We start from the raw sequence: 22,035 nt of genomic DNA, 5'->3' as shown, positions 1-22,035 counted from the left end.
CCGGGGGGGGGGGCGGGAATGGCGGACGGACGGCTTGTCATCGGCACCAGGCGCTACTCCTCCTGGTCGCTGCGCGGCTGGCTGGCGGTGCACCTCGCCGGACTGGATGTCGAGGAGCAGGTGATCCCGATCGCCGGCGGCCACACCGAGGCGATCGCGCGGGCGACCCCGAACGGCCTGGTGCCGTATCTCGAGCATCGCGGGGCGCGGATCTGGGAGAGCCTGGCGATCGCCGAGTATTGCGCCGAACAGGCGCCGGGCCTGTGGCCGGAGGACCGTCTTCTCCGCGCGCAGGCGCGCAGCGTCGCCAGCGAGATGCATGGCGGCTTCCGGGTGCTGCGCCTGGCGATGCCGATGAATTGCGGTCGTGACGCGCGACCCCTGGCGGTGGGGATCTCCGGCGAGGTCGCCGCCGACATCGCGCGCGTCGAGGCGATCTGGAGCCAGGCGGCGCCGTTCCTGCATGGCGATGCGTTCGGCATCGCCGATGCGATGTTCGCCCCGGTGGTCTCCCGCCTGCTCTCGTACGCGGTGCCGCTCGGCGAAGGCGCGGGGGCCTATCGTGATCGGGTGCGCGCGCATCCGCTGATGCAGCGCTGGTACGACGACGCGGCGCGCGAACCGGCAGCATGGCGGCTGGACAAATACGAACAGGTCGGCTGACCGTCGACGGCCCGGTCGCAGTGGTGCTGCCGCCGCGCGAGGGATTCTCGCCGGGGGCGGTGGGAGCGATCGGATTGCTGGTGCACCGGCTCAGCCCGCAGGAGGACTGCATCGTCGGCGCGCCACTTGCGGCGCCCGCGTTCGCCGGGCGGCGGTTCGTGGCCGCGCGCCCGGTGCCGTGGCCGCCGCTCGGCCCGTTGCGCTACGCGGCTGCCGTGGCGAGTGTGCTGCGCAGGCTGCGACCCGCCTTGATCGAAGTGCATAACCGGCCGGAGATCGCCCGCCATCTCGCATGGCGGTTCCCGGATATCCCGGTCGCGCTCATCCTGCACAACGATCCGCAGGCGATGCGCCGCGCCCGGACCGCGTCGGAGCGCACAGCGCTGCTGCGACGCATGCGGGTGGCCTGCGTGTCGGACTGGCTGCGTGGGCGGTTCGTCGAGGGCTTGCCGACCGGCACGGAGGTGCGGGTGCTGCCGAACTGCATCGACCTTGCCGCCTTGCCGCCGCCCGTGCGCGAGCGCGAGAAGCTGATCCTGTTCGCCGGGCGGGTGGTCGCGGACAAGGGGGCGGACGCTTTCGTGGCGGCCTGCGCGCGGGTGCTGCCGCACCGTCCGGGCTGGCGGGCGGCGATCATCGGCGGCGATCGCTTCTCCGCCGACGCGGCGGACACGGCTTTCCTGGCGGCCTTGCGTCCACTCGCCGCGGCGGCCGGGATCGTGATGCACGGTCACCAGCCGCACCGGGTAGTGCTTGAGGCGATGGCGCGGGCCGCGATCGTGGTCGTGCCCAGCCGCTGGCAGGAACCGTTCGGGATGACCGCCCTGGAGGCGATGGCCTGCGGCGCTGCGCTGATCGTCTCGCCGCGTCCCGGACTGCTCGAGGTGGTGGGTCATGCCGCCCTGCGCGCCGAGCCGGACCTGTTGGAGGCCGCCTTGCTGCGGCTGACCGGCGATCCGGCGCTGCAGGCCGGTCTCTCCGGACGTGGGCTCGCCCGTGCGCAGCTGTTCGACATCGCGCCGGCACGGCGGCGGCTTCAGGCGATGCGCGCGGACGCACTTGCGCGCAGCCGCGGTTTTGGCCAAGCCGCACCCGCATGACCCGTCCGCTCGACCGCGTGGCCCTGGTGGCCACGCTGCTGGTTCCGCTGTTCCTGGTGCATGGACGCGCCCTGGCCGAGGGCTGCATCGATGGTGTGGCGGTGCTCTTCCTGTTGCGATCCGCGGTGCTGCGCGACTGGCGCTGGACACGGCAGGCCTGGGTCGGGGTCGCGGCACTCTGGTGGCTGTGGCTGGTGATCTGTTCGCTTCCCGTGCTGCATCTGGGGCAGGGCGGCGACCGGTCCTTCCTGCAGGCGCTGCTGACCGTGCGGTTCCTGCTGTTCCCGGCCGCGCTGCAGGCGTGGGTGCTGCGCGACGTGCGCCATCAGCGCTGGCTCGCCTGGCTGCTGTGGGCGAGCTTTGCCTACATCGCGGCCCAGCTGCTGCTGCAGGCCATCACCGGCCACAACCTGTTCGGCATGCCGCGCTTCCATGACGGCACCCTGACCGGGCCCTACGACCACCCGCGCGCGGCGGCGCCGCTGTCGCGGCTGCTGTTCCCGACCCTGCTGCCGGCCTGTGCCTGGCTGATCGGACGCGGTCGGTCACGCGGCCAGCGCGTGGCCGGCGTTGCCGGAGCCATCGCGGGGCTGCTCGGCGGCCTCGCCCTGATGGTGCTGTCGGGCCAGCGGGTGCCGCTGCTGCTCAGTGGCCTCGGCCTGGTCGTCGCCGGGCTGATGCTGCCCCGGCTGCGCGTGCCGCTGCTCGCGTGTCTGGCCCTGGTGCCGGTGCTGGTCGGCGTCTCTGCCGTTGTCTCGCCGCGCAGCTTCTCGCACCTCGTGCTGCTGTTCGAGCGCCAGATGCAGCATTTCGGCAGCAGCCCGTACGGGTTGATCCTGGACCGGGCCATCGTGATCGCGCGCACGAACCCGCTCACCGGCCGCGGCTTCGACGGCTTCCGCACCGGCTGCCCGCTGCCGGAGTATTTCCACGGCGTGCCGCCGCTGGCGCCGACTGCCTCCGACGGCGGCGGCGCCGCTTTCTGCGTGCAGCACCCGCACAACCACTACCTGCAGGCGCTCACCGATGCCGGTCTGCCCGGGCTGCTGCTGTTCTGCCTGCTGGTGCTGGCGTGGCTGCGGGCCCTGTCGCCGCGGCAGCCTCCTGGCCAGAGCGCGGTCCAGCAGGCCTGGCGCACCGGACTGTTCGTGGCGGTGCTGATCCAGGAATGGCCGATCGCCTCGTCCAGCGCCTTCACCAACATGCCGCTCGGCGGCTGGTTCTTCCTGATCCTGGGGTTGGGACTGGCGGCCGCCACGCCCTATATGCAGCGGCCTGCATCTTTACGTCCCGTGATCCTTCGAGGCTGAGCTCATGTCAGAGACCCGGACCGCTCCCGCAACAGACAGCAAGCCGGCCCTGATCCCGGTGCCAGCCCTGATCCCGGTGACCGTGCTCACCGGCTTCCTCGGCGCCGGCAAGACCACACTGCTGAACCACATCCTCACCGCCGAGCATGGCCGCAGATATGCCGTGGTGATCAACGAGTTCGGCGAGCTCGGCGTGGATAACGACCTCGTGGTGGATGCCGACGAGGAAGTCTTCGAGATGAACAACGGCTGCATCTGCTGCACGGTGCGCGGCGACCTCATACGCATCCTCGGCAGCCTGATGAAGCGTCGCGGCCGGTTCGACGGCATCATCGTCGAGACCACCGGCCTCGCCGACCCGGCGCCGGTGGCGCAGACCTTCTTCGTCGATGAGGAGATCAAGGCGAAGACCCGGCTCGATGCGGTGGTCACCGTGGTCGATGCCCTCCACCTGCCGGCGCGTCTCGCCGACAGCCGCGAGGCGCAGAACCAGATCGCCTTCGCCGATGTCATCGTGCTGAACAAGACCGACCTCGTGGATGCAGCGACCCTCGATGCGGTCGAGGCGCGCATACGCGGCATCAACCGGTATGCTCGCATCCACCGCGCGCAACGCGGCAATGTCAGCGTCACCGACCTGCTCGACCAGGGCGGCTTCGACCTCGCGCGTGCGCTCGCGGTGGCCCCCGACTTCCTGGAAAGCGATAGCCACAGCCACGACGACGAGGTGCAGAGCCTGTCGTTCGAAGTGGCAGCGCCGCTCGATGCGGCGAAGTTCCAGGCCTGGATCGGTGCCGTGCTGCAGGAGCAGGGGCAGGACATCCTGCGCTCCAAGGGCATCCTGTCCTACAAAGGCGAGACCCGGCGCTTCGCCTTCCAGGCGGTGCACATGATGGCGGACGGCGACTTCATCGCACCCTGGAAGCCGGACGAGCCCCGCGCCTCGCGGCTGGTGTTCATCGGCCGCAACCTGAACCGGCCGCGCCTGCGTCGCGGCTTCGAATCCTGCGTCGCCCAACCTTGAGGGGCGAGACTTGAGCAGTACGATGAGCACCGCGCTCGGCGCCCGTTCGCAGTCGCTGCCGGTCGACGAGCTGATCAACACGCGCGGCGCGGTGCAGCAGGCGGACGGCTTCATCGTCGGCTGCGTCATCGCCCGCGACTCCAGCCGGATGGCGTTCGCGACCGGCGAGGGCATCGTGCATGTCACCCCGCGTCGGGGTGCTGCCGAGCACTGGCGGCGGCTCGAGGTGCATGACGGCGCCGCTCTCGCATTGGCGCAGGACGTGACGCCGCAGGGCTTCCTGACCGGCGGCGACGACAACCGGCTGTGCCGGATCGATGCCGACGACGCGGTGCACGAGATGGCAGCCGGACGGCGCTGGGTCGAGCACGTGGCGAGCGTGGCGGACGGCCGCACGGTGCTCATCGCCGCCGCGACCGGCAAGCAGGTCGAGCTGCGCGACGGCACCGGCGCGCTACAGCGTACGCTCGATCATGACAGCACGGTCTCGGGCGTGGTGTTCGATGCCCGCGGCAAGCGCATCGCCACCTCGCACTATGGCGGCGCCACGCTGCGTTTCGTGAACACCAAGGCCGACGCGCCGCGGCTGCTGGCCTGGAAGGGCAGCCATATCGGCATCGCGCTGCATCCGGCGGGCGAGGCGCTGGTCACCGCCATGCAGGAGAACGAGCTGCATGGCTGGCGGCTGCCGGACGGCCACAACATGCGCATGAGCGGCTATCCGCAGAAGACGCAGTCGATCTCGTTCTCGCGCAGCGGCCGCTGGCTGGCGACGTCGGGGGCCGATGCCGTAGTGCTGTGGCCGTTCTTCGGCGGCGGCCCGATGGGCAAGCCGCCGACCGAACTGGCCGGGATCGCGAATGTGCTGTGCACGCGCGTCGCCTTCCATCCGCAGCACGATGTCGTCGCCGCGGGTTTCGCCGACGGCACCGTGCTGATGGCCGACGTGGCGACCAAGCGGGTCTTGCCGGTCTGCGGTCCGCATGGCAGCGCCGGGCACGCGGCGGTCTCGGCGCTGGCCTATTCGCCGGACGGCAGCTGCCTCGCCTTCGGCACCGAGGGCGGCCGCATGGCGGTGATCGACCTGTCTGTGAAGTAGGTCAGCCGGACACCGCCAGCGGCCGCGAAAGCGCCTGTTCCCGACGCAGGATCTGCTCGAGCTCGCCGCGCGGCAGCGGCTCGCTGAAATAGTAGCCCTGGATCTCGTCGCAGCCGTCGCCCATCAGCAGGGTGAGCTGGCCCACCGTCTCGACGCCTTCGGCCACGATGCTCAGGCCCAGGCTGTGGCCGAGCGCGATGATGGCATGCACGATGGCGGCGTCCTGGCCCTCGGTCTCGAGGTCGCGCACGAAGGACTGGTCGATCTTGAGTCGGTCGACCGGAAAGCTCTTCACATAGTTCAGCGACGAGTAGCCCATGCCGAAATCGTCGATCGCGATGGCGACCCCGAGCCGGCGCAGCGATGCGAGCATGTCGGCCGCCGCGTCCAGGTCCTCGACCAGGTCGCCTTCGGTCAGCTCGAGTTCCAGCAGGGTGGCGTCCAGCCCGGTCAGTGCGAGTGTTTCGGTGACCAGGTCCAGCGCCTGGCCGCTATCGAGGATGCGGGGCGACAGGTTGATGCCGAGACGTATGCGCGGCAGCCCCAGCCCCTGCCAGTCGGCCGCGTCCTGGCACGCCTGCTGCACGACCCAGCGGTCGATCGCATCGGTCAGGCCCGCCTCCAGGGCGCCCTGCAGGAACTCGCCCGGGCGCAGCAGTCCGACGCCCGGCCGGTTCCAGCGCAGCAGCGCCTCGACGCCTGCGATACGGCCGGTCGCAAGCGCCACCTGCGGCTGGTAGTGCACCACGAACTCGTGGCACTCCAGGGCCTCGCGCAGGTCCGCGCGCAGCCGCGCCGCCTGGTCGGCCTGCTCGCTCAGGTTCGGCACGCAGAGCCGCCAGCAGGCGCGGCCGTCGGCCTTGGCGCCGTGCATGGCGAGCTCGGCGCTGCGCAACAGCTCGTCGGCGGTCATGCCGTCCTGCGGATGCAGCGCAATGCCGATGCTGCAGGTGATATGCACGGCCTCGTCGCCGCACTGGAACGGCGTCTCGATGAGCTGCAGCACCTGCTGGGCGAGGGCGGTGCTCCTCGCACTTTCGGTCTGCATGGCAGGATCCGGTGCGTTCCCGGCGGGCAGGGGAATGCTCTGCAGGATGGCGAACTCGTCGCCGGCGAGCCGCGCCACCAGATCACCCGGAGCGATGGCACGCTCGAGGCGGCGCGACACCTCGCGCAGCAGCAGGTCGCCGTTCTCATGGCCGATCTGGTCGTTGGCCAGCTTGAAGGAGTCGAGATCGAGGAACAGCAGGGCGGACGTGCCGCGCGGGCGCGGCAGCTCGAGCCGCCGTTCCAGGCGGGAGCGCAGCAGCACCCGGTTCGGCAGCCCGGTCAGCGCATCGTGGCTCGCCAGCTGGGCCAGGCGCGTCTCGGCACGACGCCGCTCGGTGATGTCGAGCGACGTGGTCAGCACGCAAGGTCCGCCGGCGCCGCGAAACGGCGTCTTGGTGGTCAGCAGGATGCGGCTGACGCCGTTGCGGTCGGTGATCTCCTCCTCGAAGCCGGGCAGCGCATTGCCGGTGCGCAGCACCAGCCCATCGAGCGGCAGGTGGCGCTGCTCGTAGGCCTCGCCGAACGCGTCGGCCATGCGATGCCCGGCCATGCCCGCCGGATGGGTGCCGGCGACCCTCGCATACAGGGTGTTGACCAGGACGAAGCGCCCGTTTGCGTCGCAGATGCCGAGCAAGGCCGGCACCGCGTCGATCACCTGTGCCAGCGCGTGGTCGCCGACCCCCGCCGCCGCGCCGCGCGACCGTGACCAGAGCAGCCGCCACGTACGCGCCGCGATGGCGTCCGGATCCTCCCCGGCATCCACCAGCAGGACCGGGACATCGCTGCATCCCGGCATGGCGGCGAGATCCCGGGCGAAGGCGGCCGCATCGAAGCCGGGCAGGGCCGCGGCGATGACAAGATCGGGTGCCGCATCGCGCGGGCCGGGCAGCGCCGGCTCGGCCGCGGCGAAGGCCCGCAGCGCGACATCGGCGCCGAGCGCCGCGGCGAGGCGCTCCTGCAACGGCCGGCTCGGGTCGTCGAGGATGGCGATGAGGGGCATGCCGGACTTCATCTCGATTGCAAGCTGGGACTGCCGCAAATCGTTGCGCGGGTTTGGCATCTTAGCACTCTAGCAGGCTGCTGATGAAGGCAAGGTCAGGGCGCTGCCCTGGTCCCGCTGGGGCCTCGTCTTGGAGCAGTGGGGGCCCCAGACCCCGATTCTTAAATTCAAGGATTTCAGAGGCTAGCCTTTGATCGGGTCCAGGGGCAAAGCCCTTGGCCTTCACTCGTTGCGCTACGGACGACTTGTTCCCGAGTTTTTAGCAGCGCGCGAGGATACCGCATCGTCCCGGGCGGCGGCAGATCAGGCGCGAGATGCCGAAGGCCAGGAACGAGGTCGCCAGCAGCGCCACCGTGACCTGCTGGTTGTCGGTCATTTCCATGACGATGACGGTCGCGGTCAGCGGCGCCTGCACGACCGCGGAGAAATACGCCGCCATGCCGAGCAGGACCACCATGCCGGGGGCGGCCTGCGGGAGGAAGTGTGCGACCCAGCCGCCGATGCCGGCGCCGACCGCGAGCGAGGGTGCGAAGATGCCGCCCGGGATCCCCGAGCAGTACGAGATCAGCGAGCCGGCGAACTTGAGCGCGAAGAAGCTCGCCGGCAGGTGCGCGCTGCCATCGACGATGTGCCGCGCCTGCTGGTAGCCGGTGCCGTAGATGAGCCCACCGGAGAGCAGACCGAGGATCGCCAGCAGCACGCCGCACAGGGCGGCGAACAGCACCGGGTGCGCGGCGCCGGCGCGGCCGAGAGAACCCGGGAGGCCGTAGGCGAACCGCACCAGCAAGGCGCTGAACAGGCCAACGGCAACGCCGCCCGCAACCGCGCAGAGCGGGGCCGCGATCCACGCCGCGCCGACCGGCAGGGCGGCATCGGCATGGCCGAAATAGCTGTAGTTGCCGACGATCGCGAGGCTGGTCAGGCCGGACAGGATCACCGCCGTCAGCATGGTGCCGCTGGTGCGGCTCTCGAACGAGTGGCTGCGTTCCTCGATCGCGAACACGATCCCGGCGAGCGGCCTGTTGAACGCGGCCGACACCCCGGCGGCGCCGCCGGCGAGGATCAGCGCGCGGCGCGCCGACGCCTCGCCGACCCCGAGGCGCCGGCCGAGCAGGTGCATCAGGGTCGCGCCGATCTGCACCGTCGGGCCCTCGCGTCCGATCGAGGCGCCGCAGAACAGGCCTAGCAGGGTGATGGCCATCTTGCCGATCGCGTTGCGCCACGACAGCACGCTGTCGATGGCGCCGGCGTCCGTCATGTGCAGGGTCGCGATCACCTGCGGGATGCCGCTGCCCCTGGCACCCGGTGCGTGCCTGCGGGTGAGCCAGATCGAGGCCGCGAGGCCGCCGGGCGCCAGCAGCAGCATCACAGGGCCCCCGACGGCGGCAACCAGCTGCTGCCGCCACAGGTCGACATGGTCGGCGGCTCCGGCGAAGCCCACCGCGAGCAGGCCTACCAGGATGCCGCCGAGCCGGTAGGTCGCGCGCCGGCCGATCTGCCGGCGCGAGAACAGGCTCATATGCCGGGTGCGCCGCGAGAGGCGGCGCAGGATGGTGGACGAACTGACCTGCATCGCCGTCCGCTTTAGCCCGCGCGGCCGACCTCGGCGAGTGACCCGACGCCGCATTGCGGGGCATTCTCGGCTGTTCCGGGCCGTTCCGGGAAATTTCAGGCCATCCCGGGAAATTTCGGGCCATTTCAGGTTATGTTCCGCATTTGTTCTTGCGCCCACCGTGCTGGCCGGCCATCGTCGAAAGGAACCTCCCCCGGCAGCGCAGAGGATCGCCGATGCAGGACCACACGGGCTCCGTCGAAGCCACGCAAGCGGTGCGTCGCGGTCGCGGCGTGTCCGGCAATGTCGGCAACCGCTTCGAGCGCACCAGCTCGCAGGCGTTCGACGATGGCTGGGACAGCATCGGCGCGGAGACGCTGGCGCCGCCCGCCGTCGCGACCACGCTCGCACGCGATGCCAGCCGCAGCGCGATTGCCTGGAACCAGAGCCCCGATCTCGGCTTCGACCGGGCGGTCAATCCCTATCGCGGCTGCGAGCATGGCTGCGTCTATTGCTACGCGCGGCCGAGCCACGCCTATCTCGGCTATTCGCCGGGCCTGGATTTCGAGACACGGTTGACCTTCAAGCCGGAGGTGGCACGGCTGCTCGAGCGCGAACTGTGCCGCCCGGGCTACGTGCCGCGCACCATCCAGCTCGGCTCCAACACCGACCCGTACCAGCCGGTCGAGCGCACCCTGTCGCTGACCCGCTCGGTGCTGGAGGTACTGGAGCGCTTCGGCCACCCGGTCAGCATCGTCACCAAGTCGGCGGGCGTGCTGCGCGACGCCGACATCCTGTCGCGGCTGGCTCGGCGCGGGCTGGTGCGGGTCTGGCTGTCGGTCACCACGCTGGATCCCGACTTGGCGCGGCGTATGGAGCCGCGCGCCGCCACCCCGGCGCGGCGGCTGGCGGCGATCGCCGGCCTGGGCGAGGCCGGCATCCCGGCCGGCGTGCTGGCCGCCCCGATGATCCCCGGGCTCAACGACGCCGAGCTGGAGCGCATCCTGGAGGCGGCCGCGGCCCGGGGCGCGTGCGATGCGAGCTATGTGCTGCTGCGGCTGCCGCTCGAGTTGCGCCAGATGTTCGAGACCTGGCTGCACCAGCACTACCCGCAGCGGGCACGGCACGTGCTCAACCTGGTGCGCGAGACGCGCGCGGGTGCGCTCAACGACAGCCGCTTCGGCCATCGCTTCCGCGGCCAGGGCGTCTATGCCGACATGCTGGCGCAACGGTTCAGGCGGGTGGCAGCAAGGCTCGGCCTGCACGGGCGCGCGCCGCTGGACACCTCGCAGTTCCGGCCGCCGCCGGATGCGACGCACCGAGAGGGGGGACGCCGGCCCGAGCTGCGCAGGCCGGGGGTGCGCCGCGCGCAGCCTGCGCAGATGGCGCTGTTCTGAGAGACCGTTTGAGAATGCGCTATGCCGAGTGAGAGGCGCCAACGGCGCCGGCCGGCGTGGCTTTCGAGAACCGGAGCGGAGTGGCCGTTGGGCCATGAGCACCGGAAGCGCAGAAAGGCGCGTCGGATTGCCGGCATAGTAGCATTATCGAACGGTCTCTGAGCCGGCTTTTATTCGACGGGCAAGCGGGTCCATGATGCGTCGGACTGTTTCGAGTGCCGTGCATGCCGCCATTCACCGCCTTGCCGTTGATCGCCACCGTGACGATGAATCCGACCATCGACATCGCCTCGCAGGCGCAGAGCGTGCGGCCGACGCACAAGCTGCGCACCTTCGCGGAGCGGCAGGATCCGGGCGGCGGCGGCGTGAACGTGGCCGGCGTGATGCATGCGCTCGGCGGCAGCTCGCTGGCGCTGGTGCTGGCCGGCGGTTCCAGCGGCCGGCTGCTCGAGGAGCTGCTCGCCGAAAGCGGCGTGCAGCATCGGACCGTGCAGATCACCGGCCGCACCCGCACCAGCCACACCGTCACCGACGCCTCGACCGGCCACGAATATCGCTTCATCGCGGCGGGACCGACCCTGGTCGAGGCTGACTGGACCGCGATGCTCGACGCGGCGCAGCACCTCGAGGCCGGATGGCTGATCGCCAGCGGCAGCCTGCCGCCCGGCACGCCGGAGAACTTCTACGCCCAGCTCGGCCAGGTGGCTCGCCGCCGGGCGATCCGCTACGTGCTCGACACCTCGGGTCCGGCGCTGCGCGCCGGGCTCGCCGATGGCGGGGTCGAGCTGTTGAAGTCGAGCCTGACCGAGCTCGAGAGTGTGGTCGGGCGCCGGCTGCCGGACCACGGCGCGCAGGAGGCCGCCGCCATGGAGATCGTGCGCAGCGGCCGGGCCCGGCTGGTGGCGCTGACGCTCGGCGAGAACGGCGCGGTGCTGGCGTCCGAGAACGGCACGCTGCGCCTGCCGGCGCTCGACGTGGTGGTGAACGGCACCGTCGGCGCCGGCGACAGCTTCCTCGCCGGCATGGTGATGGCGCTCGCCGATGGCCGGACACCGGAGGACGCCTTCGCCTGGGGGATCGCCGCGGGGGGTGCCGCGGTCACCGCTCCGGGCACCGCAAAGCCGGAGCGGGTGACGGTCGAGCGGCTGCGCGGCCTGATCCTGGTCGGGTCGCCATCCAGCTAGCAGGCGACCAGCTAGAAGTAGCTCCAGTTCACGGTTAGGGTGCCGCTGCCGAACATCTTCCTTTCGGCGCCGATCGACACCGTCCCGCACCGGGTGCGGAAATCGACGCTGCCGTGCTGCACCAGCAGCACGTGATCCGCCAGGATGGTGCCGTCATCCTTGACCGAGATGATGTATTTGTCCGGGTCCTGATCGAACAGCCTGGCGCGGTCCAGTCGGACCACCAGACCGCCGCCGGAGACGGTCTGGCCTGCACTGATGCCCAGGCTGTAGCTCTTGCCGTCACAGGCGGCGGCGGTGACCGTCATGCAGGCAAGCAGGCCGCTGGCCATGGCTGTCCGCGCGACGGCTCCCCCGAGCTTGCTGCGAAAGCGACCAGCCATGGATCGTTGCTCCCGTGATGGCGCGGCGGATGCCGACAGGAACGCGGCTCCGACAGGAACGCAGCTCCGACAGGAACGCTAGTGCAACCACTATGCCAGCCCCAGGATCACGCCAGGCCCTGGTGGAACGCCGTTCTCCCCGGCAGCCGATCGGCAATCGGGGCGAGAAGCACTATGATTTGGCCACGCAGGCCAACAGCACGGGGATTTGGCGACGCAGGCCACAGCACGGGCGCTCAGACGCTCCCGACGATGGCCAGGATGCAGCGCCCGTCCAGGTCCTGCTCGACCTGGAAGGTGGCGTGGCCGATGCCGAAGCGGGCCCGCAAATCGGCCGCCGCCTGGCGCAGCATCGCGTCGTTCGCCGCCGGGCCGGGACGCACCAGATGCGCGGTCAGCGCGGTCTCTGTGGTCGACATGCCCCAGATATGCAGGTCGTGCAGGTCGACCACGCCGGGCAGCTGCCGCAGGAAGCCCTCGACGGCGATCCGGTCGATGCCGGGTGGCACCGCGTCCAGCGCCAGGTCGAGCGAGTGACGCAGCACCGACCAGGTCCCGGCCACGATGACCGCGGCGAGCACGAGGCTGACCAGCGGGTCGAGCCACAGCCAGCCGGTGAACCAGATCACCGCACCGGCCGCCACCACGCCGGCCGCCAGCAACGCGTCGGCGGCCATGTGCTGGAACGCCGCGCGGATGTTGAGATCGCCCTTGCGGCCGGCGGCGAACATCAAGGCGGTGCCCCCGTTGATCGCGATCCCGATCGCCGCCACGGCCATGACCGTCTCGGCCCCGACCGGGGCGGGAGCGAGCAGCAGGCGGCGCACCGCCTCCCAGGCGATCGCGCCGGTCACCACCAGCAGCACCACCGCGTTGCCGAGCGCCGACAGGATCGAGGAGCGACGCAACCCGTAGGTATAGCGCGTGGTCGGACGCCGGCGTCCGAGCCCCTGTGCGAGCCACGCGGCGGCGAGGCCGAGCACGTCGCCCAGATTGTGTCCGGCATCGGCCAGCAGCGCCAGCGAGTGCGAGAGCAGGCCGGCCAGCGCCTCGCCGCCGACATAGGCCGCGTTCAGCGCGATGCCGATCGCGAACGCCCGTCCGAAGCTCGCCGGCGCGTGGCTGTGGCCACCGGGCCCGTGCGCGTGGCCATGCCCGCCGCCGCCGCAATCCTCGTGGTCGTGGTCGTGGTGCAGGTGCGTGTCGGAATGCAGGTGAGCCATCGCCTCGCCGTCTTGATCTGCGTCATTCTAGCAAGCCGCATCGCCCCCCTCCAGCGTTCCGGGACCGGCATCTGGCGAAGTGCTGCCGCGCTGCGGTAGAGACCGGCATGCTCAGGCTGAACGAGATCAAGCTGCCGCTCGACCATGCGCCGGACGCCGTCGAGCAGGCCGTGCTGCGGCGCCTGCAACTGGCGCCGGACGCCCTGCGCGGCCTCGCCATTGCCCGGCGCGGCTACGACGCCCGCAAGCGCGGCGCGATCAGCCTGGTGTACAGCGTCGATCTCGACCTGCGCGACGAGGCTGCGGTGCTGGCGGCGCATGCGCATGACGGCCGGCTCGCGCGCACCCCCGACGTCACCTACCGGTATCTGCGCCGGCCGGCTGCGACCTGCTTGCGGCCGGTGGTGATCGGCACCGGCCCCTGCGGGCTGCTGGCGGCGCTGGTGCTGGCGCAGATGGGGCTGCGTCCGATCATCCTCGAGCGCGGCCGCATCGTACGCCGCCGCACGGTCGACACCTTTGCCTTCTGGCGCCGCGGCGCGCTGTCGCCGGAGAGCAACGTGCAGTTCGGCGAGGGCGGCGCCGGCACCTTCTCGGACGGCAAGCTGTACAGCCAGATCAGCGATCCGAGGCATTACGGCCGCAAGGTTCTGCAGGAGTTCGTGCGAGCCGGCGCGCCGGAGGAGATCCTGGTGGTCTCCAAGCCGCATATCGGCACCTTCCGGCTGGTCAGCATGGTCGAGCGCATGCGCGAGACCATCGAGGCGCTCGGCGGCGAGTACCGCTTCGAGACCCGTGTCACCGGCTTTTGCGTCGGCGCCGACCGGCACCGCCGGCGCCGGATCGAGGGGCTGGAGCTGGCGGACGGCAGCACGATCGAGGCCAGGTGCGTCGTGCTCGCGACCGGCCACAGCGCCCGCGACACCATGATCGCCCTGCACGCGGCAGGCGTGGCGCTCGTCGCCAAGCCGCTCTCGATCGGGGTGCGCATCGAGCATCCGCAGTCGCTGATCGATGCGGCGCGGTTCGGCCCGCAGGCCGGCCACGCCGTGCTCGGCGCCGCCGACTACAAGCTGGTGCACCACGCCGCGAACGGCCGCGGCGTGTACAGCTTCTGCATGTGTCCCGGCGGCACCGTGGTCGCCGCCGCCTCGGAGCCGGGTGGTGTGGTCACCAACGGGATGAGCCAGTATTCGCGGGCCGAGCGCAATGCGAATGCCGGCATCGTGGTCGGGCTGGTGCCGGAGGATTTTCGGAGAACTCCGCAGGCCGGGTTCGATCCGGATGGTCCGCTGGCCGGGATCGGCTTCCAGCGGCACTGGGAAATGCGGGCCTTCGAGGCCGGCGGGGGCAGCTACCATGCGCCGGCGCAGACCGTGGGCGATTTCCTGGCCGGGCGTGCCTCGACGGTTCTGGGCGCGGTGGTGCCCTCGTACAAGCCGGGCGTGATCCCGGCCGATCTCGCGGCCTGCCTGCCGGACTACGCCGTGCAGGCGATACGCGAGGCGCTGCCGCAGTTCGACCGGCGCCTGCGCGGCTTTGCGCTCGCGGATGCGGTGATGACCGGGGTGGAAACCCGCACCTCCTCGCCGGTGCGGGTGCCGCGTGGTCCGGACGGCCAGAGCCTGAACGTCGCCGGCCTGTTTCCGGCCGGCGAAGGGGCCGGCTATGCCGGTGGCATCCTGTCGGCCGGTGTCGACGGCATCAGGGCGGCCGAGGCGGTCGTGGCGGCGCTGGCGCGAAGCGAGGCCGCGATCTCGGCATCCGCGCCGACCTGATCCCGGCCGCATTGCGGGCGAGCGTTCGGCAAGCTACGCCTTATCCTCGGGCGACGGCGATGCAACAGGGTGTTGAGATGGAGAAGGCAGATGCCGTCTCTGCTAAAGCTTTTGGGCTCGCTGGCCCAGATGACGCAGCATCATCCGCCACGCCGCCGCCGACGGCAGCGTAGCACCTCCACAGGACGAAGCGCTCCGGATCTTCCGACTTGAGAGGGTTAGACCATTGACCGCAAAGGAAATCCGGGACGCACTGACGATGGCGATGCAGCATAGCACCGCGCCGATGGTGTTGTGTGACCCGCATCTGCCTGACACGCCGATGGTGGCGGTCAATCCGGCGTTCGCGGCACTGACCCGCTATCCCATGCAGGAGATTGTCGGTCGCAATTGCCGCTTCCTACAGGGCCCGAGAACCGACCCGGTCTCTCCGCCGCGCATTCGCGCGTGCCTGGAAGCGGGACAGGGATGCATCGAGTGGATCGTCAACTACCGTCGTGACGGGTCGCATTTCTACAATCTGCTGTTCATTTCGCCGGTCCGCGATGCCGCCGGGACGTTGCTGTTTTTCTTCGGCAACCAACTCGACATCACGATGGGATCGCCAGTCTGGCTGAACGAGGTGCCATTTGGCAGTGCCCATCTCGTCCCTGCGCAGGAGGCGGAGTTTCACGCGCTGCTGGAAGGCGTCGGCGTCGCCGCGCAGACGAAGGGATTGGAGCGGATCGTCGCGGCTGCGCACCGCTTGGCCGAACTCTCGACCAAGCTGGAACCCGGCACGCTCGAGACATTCAAGTCCGACCGGCGGTAGCCGGCTAGTCCAGCCGGGCGGCCTGCCGGCTTGACAAGCCTATCCGAAGATGAGAATGACTCTCATCAGCATTCGCAATTGTGCGGTGCAGCCGTTCGTGAGGCCCGCATTCCTTGATCAACGTCCGTGACTTGCGGCCGGCTGCCCTGGTGCTCGCCCTGTTGGCGTTCGCCCCGTCCGGCCGTCGTGCCCACGCCCTCGAGGCGGGCTCGGTGCTCGGCCGCCTGCATCACCATCGGCTGCTGAGCACGACGGTGCCCGGCAACGGGGACCAGAACCCGTACGCCATCGTGGTGGCGCCGGTCAGCGCCGGCATCGTACACCAGGGCGACGTGCTGGTCGGCAACTTCAACGATGGCCGCAACCTGCAGGGCCTCGGCACCAGCATCGTCGACTACCATCCCGACCGCGGCGCGCTCTCGACCTTCGCGACGTTGCCGCGGCATCTTCCCGCGAGCGGGCCGCAATGCCCGGGCGGGGTCGGGCTGACCACCGCGATGACCATGCTGTCCAGCGGCTACGTGATCGTGGGCTCGCTGCCGAGCGAGGATGGCACCACCGCCACCAAGGGGCAGGGCTGCCTGCTGGTGCTCGACAGCGGCGGCCGGCTGGTCGGCAGCTTCGCCGGGCCGCGGATCGACGGCCCCTGGGGCAACATGGCGCTGCGCGAGCATCCGGGGGGCGCCACCCTGTTCGTCAGCAACACCGGCTTTGCCGTGGGCAGCCCCGACGGCTCGCCACCGGTGGTGAACAAGGCGACCATCCTGCGCCTCGACCTCGCCTATGCACCGGGTCAGGCGCCGCGCCTCGCCGGCCAGACCGTGGTGGCCGACGGGCTCGACGAGCAGGCCGACAAGAGCGTGTTCATCATCGGCCCGACGGGCCTCGCACTCGATGCGGACGGGACGCTGTATGCCTCGGACGCCATCGGCAACCGCATCATCGCCATCGACCAGGCGTTGACGCGAACCGGCAGCGCCGGCCGGGGACGCGAAATCAGCCGCGACGGGCTGCTCCGTCGCCCGCTAGCCCTGGTGCAGGCGCCGGGTGGCCATCTGCTGACCACCAACGGGCTTAACGGACAGGTGGTGGAGATCGACCCGAAGGCCGGCCGGCAGATCGGCGCGCAGTGGTTCGACAGCGACCGCGCGCAGTCGCCGCCCGGCAGCGGCGACCTGTTCGGCATCGCCGCGACCCCGGACGGCGACGGCTTCTATTACGTCGAGGACGACGTGAACACGCTGCAGCTCGCCAATTGACCGACCCTGGATTGCCGATATGAGCCGATGTCCCTTCTCGACCTCGCGTCGCGGCCTGTTCGGCGCCGCCGGCGGCCTGCTCGCCGGCGGCGCGGCGCTTGGCACCGGGCTCGCCGCGCCGCTCGGCCGCGCACCTGCCGGGTCGGTCAATCCGGCCGCGTCCGCGCTCGCCGGCTCCAGTACCGCCGACGGGCAGGTGCCGTTCTACGGCCCGCACCAGGGCGGCATCGAGACCCCGCAGCAGATCCATACGGTATTCGCGAGCTTCGACCTCACGACGCGCTCGGCGAGCGACGTTGTGCGGCTGCTGCAGGACTGGACCCGCGCTGCCGCTCGCCTGACGGCGGGGCAAAGCGCGGAGCCCCTGGGTGGGGCGGCGAACCGGGCGCCGGCGGATAGCGGCGAGACCGTGGGCCTGGGGGCGCGCCGCCTGACGCTGACCTTCGGCTTCGGCCCGGGGCTGTTCGAGCGCGACGGCCGCGACCGCTACGGCCTGGCGCGGCAGCGTCCGCCGGAGCTCGCCGACCTGCCGGCCTTTGCCGGCGACCAGCTCGATCCGGCACGCAGCGGCGGCGACCTGTGCATCCAGGCCTGCGCCGATGACAGCTTCGTCGCCTTCCACGCGATCCGCCAGCTGGCGCGCATGGCGGCCGCCGACGACGCCGCCATGGGCTATGGCGGCAAGCGCCCGGGTGCGACGGCGGCCAGCGGCGCGCACCAGGGGACCGCCCGGCTACGCTGGCTCCAGACCGGGTTCCTGCCTGACAGCCCATCCGGCGAGACGCCGCGCAACCTGCTGGGCTTCAAGGACGGCACGCAGAATCCCGGCTCGATGCACATGGCGGAACGGGCGAACGGTCGGCTCAGCGGCAATGGCAGCTTCGACGACGTGGTGTGGGTGGACCCCGGCGGACCGGACTGGATGCGTGGCGGCAGCTACCTGGTGGCGCGCCGCATCCGGCTGGCGCTGGAGCACTGGGACCGCACCGAGCTCGATTTCCAGGAGCAGGTGATCGGGCGCCGCAAGGCCTCCGGCGCGCCGCTCACCGGCCTGCACGAAGACGATCCGCTCGACCTCGACGCCACCGACGCCGACGGCAACCCGGTCATCGCTCAGAACGCGCATGTCCGGCTCGGCGCCGCGTCACAGGCGCAGGGCGCGCGCATCCTGCGCCGCACCTACTCGTACAATGACGGGCTCGGCATGGTCGCCGAGCGCTGGCCGCCCTGGCGCCAGGGCCTGGAATACGATGCCGGCCTGCTGTTCATCGCCTACCAGCAGGATCCTCGCGCCGGCTTCACCCGCATGTTCGAGCAGATGTCGAGGCTCGACCTGCTGAACCAGTATGCAACCCACGTCGGCAGCGGGCTGTTCGCCTGTCCCGGCGGCGTCGCGGCCGGCGAGTTCATCGGCCAGAAGCTGTTCGCCAATGCCTGACCGTGGCCTCCCCTGTCCTGTCCTGGAGTGATCGCATGCTGTTCGAACCTCGCCGCAGCGCCACATCCGGCCGACGCGCCGTTCTGCTCGCAACCATGCCGGCGGCGCTGGCGCTGTCCGCCGTATTGGCCGGCCCGGCCGGCGCGGCCGAGACCCTGACGCTGTATAGCGGCCAGCACGAGCAGACCGTCGATCAGCTGGTCGACGCCTTCCGCAGGCAGACCGGCATCGTCGTGCGTGTGCATACCGGCGAGGGGCCGGAACTGGCCAACCAGTTGCTGACCGAGGGGGGCACCTCCGCCGCGGACGTCTATTTCACCGAGAACTCGCCGGAGCTGCAGCTGCTGGCCGAGCATGGCCTGCTCGCGCCGGTCGATGCCGCGACGCGGGCGTTGGTGCCGGCGCGCTATAGTTCGTCGCAGGGCCAGTGGCTCGGGGTGCTCGCCCGCCAGAACGTGCTGGCGTACAACACGGCCAGGGTCGAGGCCACGGCGCTGCCGGCCTCGGTGCTCGACCTCGCCGGGCCCGCCTGGAAGGGCCGCGTCGGCATCGCGCCCTCGGACGGCGACTTCCTGCCCCTGGTCAGCGCGGTAATTGCGATGAAGGGCGAAGCTGGGGCGCTCGCCTGGCTGCGCGGCCTGCAGCGCAACGCGCAGAGCTTCGACGATGACGAAGGCGTCGTGGCGGCGGTGGATCGCGGCGCGGTCGCGACCGGCATCGTCAACAACTACTACTGGGAGCGGCTGCGCGAAGAGCGCGGCGCGCACGGCATGCGCAGCGCCATCCACGAGTTCGCTCCGGGCGACGTCGGCGCGCTGGTGAACGTGTCCGGCGCCGCGGTGCTCAACACTAGCCGGCACCAGAGTGCTGCGCAGCGGTTCCTGGCGTTCCTGGTGAGCGCGCCGACGCAGGCGTCGCTGGGCCGCTCGAACGTGACCTTCGAGTATCCGCTGCGCCCAGGTGTCGCCGCGAATGCGGCGCTGCCGCCGCTCGACACGCTGTCGCCGCCCGATATCGGCTGGAGCCGGCTCGGCGACGACAGCCAGGCCGTCGCCCTGCTGCGCAAGGCCGGCCTGCTCTGACCATTCCGGCGGCGCTCGCGCGCTTGCGGCCGCCGCCGCACGCGGCCCTGCTGCTGGCCGCCTGCATCGGGCCGCTGCTGGTGCTGTTGCCGATCCTGACCATCCTGGTGCAGGCGGTGCGGATCGCGCCGTCGGACGCCGCCGACCTGCTGTTCCGGCCGCTGGTCGGACAGTTGCTGGACAACACGGTGACCCTGGTCGGTGCCAGCACCGTCTCGGCCGCCCTGATCGGCACCGCCGCCGCCTGGTGCGTCGAGCGCACGCAACTGCCCGGGAGGCGGGCCTGGGCGGTGCTGGTGGCGGTGCCGCTGGCGATCCCGCCCTTCGTGACCTCGTACGCCTGGGTGTCGCTGAGCAACGGGCTGCAGGACTTCGCCGGCGCGCTGCTGGTGGTGACCAGCGCCTATTATCCGCTGATCTATCTGCCGGTGGCGGCAAGCCTGCGCGGCATGGACCCGGCGCTGGAGGAGACCGCGCGCGCGCTGGGCTGCGGTCCGGCGCGGTGCTTCTGGCGGGTGGTGCTGCCGCAACTGCGCCCGAGCCTGCTCGGCGGCATGCTGCTGGTGGCGCTGAACGTGCTGGTCGAGTTCGGCGCGTTCTCGCTGCTGCGCTACCGCACCTTCACCACCGAGATCTATGCCGAATACCGCACCGGCTTTGCCGGGCCCGGCGCCGCCCTGCTCGCCGCCGTGCTGGTGCTTGGTGGCCTCGCGCTGCTGGCCGGCGAGGCGGCCCTGCGCGGCCGCACCCGCTATGCCCGGGTCGGCCGCTTCACCCGGCGCCCGCCCACCCTGCTGCGGCTGGGCTGGACCCTGCTGCCGGTGCTGGGCGGCCTCGCGCTGCTGGTCGGGCTCACCATCGGCGTGCCGGTCGGCATGGTGCTGTACTGGCTGACCCAGCCGGGCTCGGCGGCGTCCAGCCCGGTGACCGCGACCCTGGCCGGGCTGGTATCCGCGACGCTGGCCTCGGTCGGTTTCGGCGCCGCCGCCGCCGCCCTCACCGTGGCCCTGGCGATCCCGCTCGGCTTCCTGGCGGCGCGCCATCCGGGGCGCGCGGTGATGGCGCTGGAGCGCACCAGCTTCCTGGCCCAGGGCGTGCCGGGCATCGTGGTGGCGCTGGCGCTGGTGTCGTTGGCGGTGGCGGTGCTGCGGCCGCTCTACCAGACCGCCGGCCTGCTGGTGGTGGCCTATTCGATCCTGTTCCTGCCGCTGGCGCTGGTGGGCGTGCGCGCGGCATTCGCGCAGGTGCCGCGCGGGCTCGACGAGGCGGCGCGTTCGCTCGGGCTGGCGTGGCCCGAATTGTTCCTCCGCGTGCTGCTGCCGGTGGCCGGCCCCGGCCTGGGGGCGGCGGCGGCGCTGGTGTTCGTCTCCACGGTGACGGAGCTCACCACCACCTTGCTGCTGTCGCCGATCGGCACCCGGACGCTGGCAACCCAGGTCTGGGTCGACACCTCCACCCTGGCCTTCGCGGCGGCGGCGCCCTATGCGGCGACGATGGTGACGCTGTCGCTGCTCTCGACCTGGCTGCTGGTGCGCCGCTTCGGTGCGGGCGCAGGGGTCGCGACGTGAGTATGCGACAGGCCGGATCGGCCGATCTCGTGGTCAAGCGGGCGGAAGCAGCCGACCTTGCGGTCGAGGGCCTCGGCAAGAGCTTCCTGGGCCGGCCGGTGCTCGCTGGCATCGACCTGCAGGTGCCGTCGGGTAGCCTGCTCGCGATCCTCGGCGCCTCGGGCGGCGGCAAGACCACGCTGCTGCGCCTGCTGTGCGGCTTCGAGCGTGCCGATGCCGGCACCATCGAGGTGGGCGGCCGGCGCCTGGTCGGCCGTGGCCTGCACGTCCCGGCGCACCGGCGCCGGATCGGCTACGTGGCCCAGGACGGCGCGCTGTTCCCGCATCTGACGGTGGCGGCCAACGTGCTGTTCGGCCTGCCGCGCGCGGCCCGGCGGCAGCGGCACCGGGCCGAGGCGCTGCTCGACGCGGTCGGCCTGTCCGCTGCCTTCGCCGGTCGCCAGCCGCACGAACTCTCCGGCGGCGAGCAGCAGCGTGTGTCGCTGGCGCGCGCACTCGCCCCCGGGCCGGCGCTGGTGCTGCTCGACGAGCCGTTCTCCGCGCTGGATGCGGCGCTGCGCGAGGAGACCCGCACCGGAGTCGCCGCGGCGCTTGCCGCCGCCGGCGCCACTGCCGTGCTGGTGACGCACGACCAGGCGGAGGCGCTGTCGATGGGGCACCAGGTAGGGGTGCTGCGTGGCGGACGCATGGTGCAGGTGGCGACGCCGCGGACATTGTACCGCCAGCCGGCGGACGCCGCACTCGCCCGCTTCATCGGCGACGCGGTGCTGCTGCCGGGCGAGGCATCCGGCGACGCTGTCATCTGCGCGCTCGGCACCTTGCCGCTGCTGGCCCGGGCCAGAGGGCTGGTCGAGGTGATGATCCGGCCCGAGCAGATCCGGCTGGCGCAGGATGGCCTGCAGGGCATGGTCGAGCGCTCCGGCTTCGATGGCCGGGATGGGCTGGTGCTGATCAGGCTGGTGGGCGCGGATGCGCGGGTGTCGGCCAGGGTGCCCGGCTATGCGGTGCCGTCATGTGGCTCAGTCGTGAGGCTCAAGGTCGACGGGCCGGTGCTGGCCTATCCTGCTCAATCCGGCACGGCGTCCATCTGAGGGCGGTCGTGCGTCATCGCGGC

General features: G+C 71.2%; 18 protein-coding genes and 1 pseudogene. 14 read left to right on the top strand and 5 right to left on the bottom strand.

Going from position 1 to position 22,035, the window contains the following annotated elements:
• Nucleotides 1-18: 18 nt before the first annotated feature.
• From ACQY4O_RS10730 to ACQY4O_RS10710, 5 genes are read left to right on the top strand one after another with little or no spacing between them, the layout of a single operon-like run.
• Entirely contained in the window at nt 19-663 is a 645-nt protein-coding gene (locus ACQY4O_RS10730) for a glutathione S-transferase (RefSeq protein WP_428376370.1), read from the top strand.
• Nucleotides 630-1,763 (top strand): glycosyltransferase family 4 protein, encoded by a 1,134-nt coding sequence (locus ACQY4O_RS10725; protein WP_428376369.1) that lies wholly within the window; start codon nt 630-632, stop codon nt 1,761-1,763. The genes ACQY4O_RS10730 and ACQY4O_RS10725 overlap by 34 nt, the downstream gene beginning before the upstream one ends.
• The gene (locus tag ACQY4O_RS10720) at nt 1,760-3,073 is read left to right on the top strand and encodes an O-antigen ligase family protein (RefSeq protein ID WP_428376368.1); all 1,314 of its coding nucleotides are present in this window, start codon (nt 1,760-1,762) and stop codon (nt 3,071-3,073) included. The genes ACQY4O_RS10725 and ACQY4O_RS10720 overlap by 4 nt, the downstream gene beginning before the upstream one ends.
• A 4-nt stretch (nt 3,074-3,077) precedes the next feature.
• Nucleotides 3,078-4,097: a CobW family GTP-binding protein gene (locus ACQY4O_RS10715; protein WP_428376367.1), complete on the top strand. Its 1,020-nt coding sequence runs from the start codon at nt 3,078-3,080 to the stop codon at nt 4,095-4,097.
• Nucleotides 4,098-4,119: 22 nt separating this feature from the next.
• Nucleotides 4,120-5,196, top strand: coding sequence for a WD40 repeat domain-containing protein (locus ACQY4O_RS10710; RefSeq protein WP_428378170.1), 1,077 nt, complete (start codon nt 4,120-4,122; stop codon nt 5,194-5,196).
• A gap of 1 nt (nt 5,197) precedes the next feature.
• On the opposite strand, the gene ACQY4O_RS10705 is transcribed toward ACQY4O_RS10710, so the two are convergent.
• The 3 genes and pseudogenes from ACQY4O_RS10705 to ACQY4O_RS10695 all read right to left on the bottom strand — a co-directional run bounded on the left by ACQY4O_RS10705 (nt 5,198) and on the right by ACQY4O_RS10695 (nt 8,819).
• Entirely contained in the window at nt 5,198-6,547 is a 1,350-nt protein-coding gene (locus ACQY4O_RS10705; RefSeq protein WP_428378169.1) for a putative bifunctional diguanylate cyclase/phosphodiesterase, read from the bottom strand.
• Between the two features lie 18 nt (nt 6,548-6,565).
• Nucleotides 6,566-7,042 (bottom strand): annotated as a pseudogene (locus ACQY4O_RS10700) (PAS domain-containing protein); the annotation flags it as partial.
• Between the two features lie 463 nt (nt 7,043-7,505).
• The gene (locus ACQY4O_RS10695) at nt 7,506-8,819 is read right to left on the bottom strand and encodes a chloride channel protein (RefSeq protein WP_428376366.1); all 1,314 of its coding nucleotides are present in this window, start codon (nt 8,817-8,819) and stop codon (nt 7,506-7,508) included.
• Nucleotides 8,820-9,034: 215 nt separating this feature from the next.
• Here ACQY4O_RS10695 and ACQY4O_RS10690 point away from each other — a divergent pair, with 215 nt between their 5' ends.
• Both ACQY4O_RS10690 and ACQY4O_RS10685 read left to right on the top strand, forming a co-directional pair.
• Nucleotides 9,035-10,195: a PA0069 family radical SAM protein gene (locus tag ACQY4O_RS10690; RefSeq protein WP_428376365.1), complete on the top strand. Its 1,161-nt coding sequence runs from the start codon at nt 9,035-9,037 to the stop codon at nt 10,193-10,195.
• 224 nt (nt 10,196-10,419) lie between these two features.
• The gene (locus ACQY4O_RS10685) at nt 10,420-11,379 is read left to right on the top strand and encodes a 1-phosphofructokinase family hexose kinase (RefSeq protein WP_428376364.1); all 960 of its coding nucleotides are present in this window, start codon (nt 10,420-10,422) and stop codon (nt 11,377-11,379) included.
• Nucleotides 11,380-11,390: 11 nt separating this feature from the next.
• On the opposite strand, the gene ACQY4O_RS10680 is transcribed toward ACQY4O_RS10685, so the two are convergent.
• Both ACQY4O_RS10680 and ACQY4O_RS10675 read right to left on the bottom strand, forming a co-directional pair.
• Complete coding sequence (locus tag ACQY4O_RS10680; RefSeq protein ID WP_428376363.1) at nt 11,391-11,762, bottom strand: hypothetical protein; 372 nt, start codon at nt 11,760-11,762, stop codon at nt 11,391-11,393.
• A gap of 236 nt (nt 11,763-11,998) precedes the next feature.
• Nucleotides 11,999-12,985, bottom strand: coding sequence for a cation diffusion facilitator family transporter (locus tag ACQY4O_RS10675; protein ID WP_428376362.1), 987 nt, complete (start codon nt 12,983-12,985; stop codon nt 11,999-12,001).
• Nucleotides 12,986-13,092: 107 nt separating this feature from the next.
• Here ACQY4O_RS10675 and ACQY4O_RS10670 point away from each other — a divergent pair, with 107 nt between their 5' ends.
• From ACQY4O_RS10670 to ACQY4O_RS10640, 7 genes are all read left to right on the top strand, one after another.
• Entirely contained in the window at nt 13,093-14,763 is a 1,671-nt protein-coding gene (locus tag ACQY4O_RS10670) for an NAD(P)/FAD-dependent oxidoreductase (RefSeq protein WP_428376361.1), read from the top strand.
• A gap of 259 nt (nt 14,764-15,022) precedes the next feature.
• A complete protein-coding gene (locus ACQY4O_RS10665; RefSeq protein WP_428376360.1) occupies nt 15,023-15,574 on the top strand; it encodes a PAS domain-containing protein in 552 nt (183 codons plus the stop codon).
• Between the two features lie 149 nt (nt 15,575-15,723).
• The gene (locus ACQY4O_RS10660; protein ID WP_428376359.1) at nt 15,724-16,833 is read left to right on the top strand and encodes a hypothetical protein; all 1,110 of its coding nucleotides are present in this window, start codon (nt 15,724-15,726) and stop codon (nt 16,831-16,833) included.
• 19 nt (nt 16,834-16,852) lie between these two features.
• A complete protein-coding gene (locus tag ACQY4O_RS10655; RefSeq protein ID WP_428376358.1) occupies nt 16,853-18,271 on the top strand; it encodes a Dyp-type peroxidase in 1,419 nt (472 codons plus the stop codon).
• 35 nt (nt 18,272-18,306) lie between these two features.
• Nucleotides 18,307-19,353: an iron ABC transporter substrate-binding protein gene (locus ACQY4O_RS10650; protein ID WP_428376357.1), complete on the top strand. Its 1,047-nt coding sequence runs from the start codon at nt 18,307-18,309 to the stop codon at nt 19,351-19,353.
• A 23-nt stretch (nt 19,354-19,376) separates the two neighbouring features.
• Nucleotides 19,377-20,921 carry an ABC transporter permease gene (locus ACQY4O_RS10645; protein ID WP_428376356.1) on the top strand — a complete coding sequence of 515 codons (1,545 nt, stop codon included), beginning with the start codon at nt 19,377-19,379 and terminating at the stop codon, nt 20,919-20,921.
• Between the two features lie 2 nt (nt 20,922-20,923).
• Nucleotides 20,924-22,012, top strand: a complete 1,089-nt coding sequence (locus ACQY4O_RS10640; protein WP_428378168.1) for an ABC transporter ATP-binding protein — start codon at nt 20,924-20,926, stop codon at nt 22,010-22,012.
• Nucleotides 22,013-22,035 lie beyond the last annotated feature (23 nt).

It is taken from the genome of Lichenicoccus sp., from assembly GCF_965277665.1.
Taxonomy (GTDB): Bacteria; Pseudomonadota; Alphaproteobacteria; order Acetobacterales; family Acetobacteraceae; genus Lichenicoccus.
The sequence above is the reverse complement of the archived record's forward strand: the minus strand, read 5'-3'. Positions and strand labels throughout refer to the sequence as shown.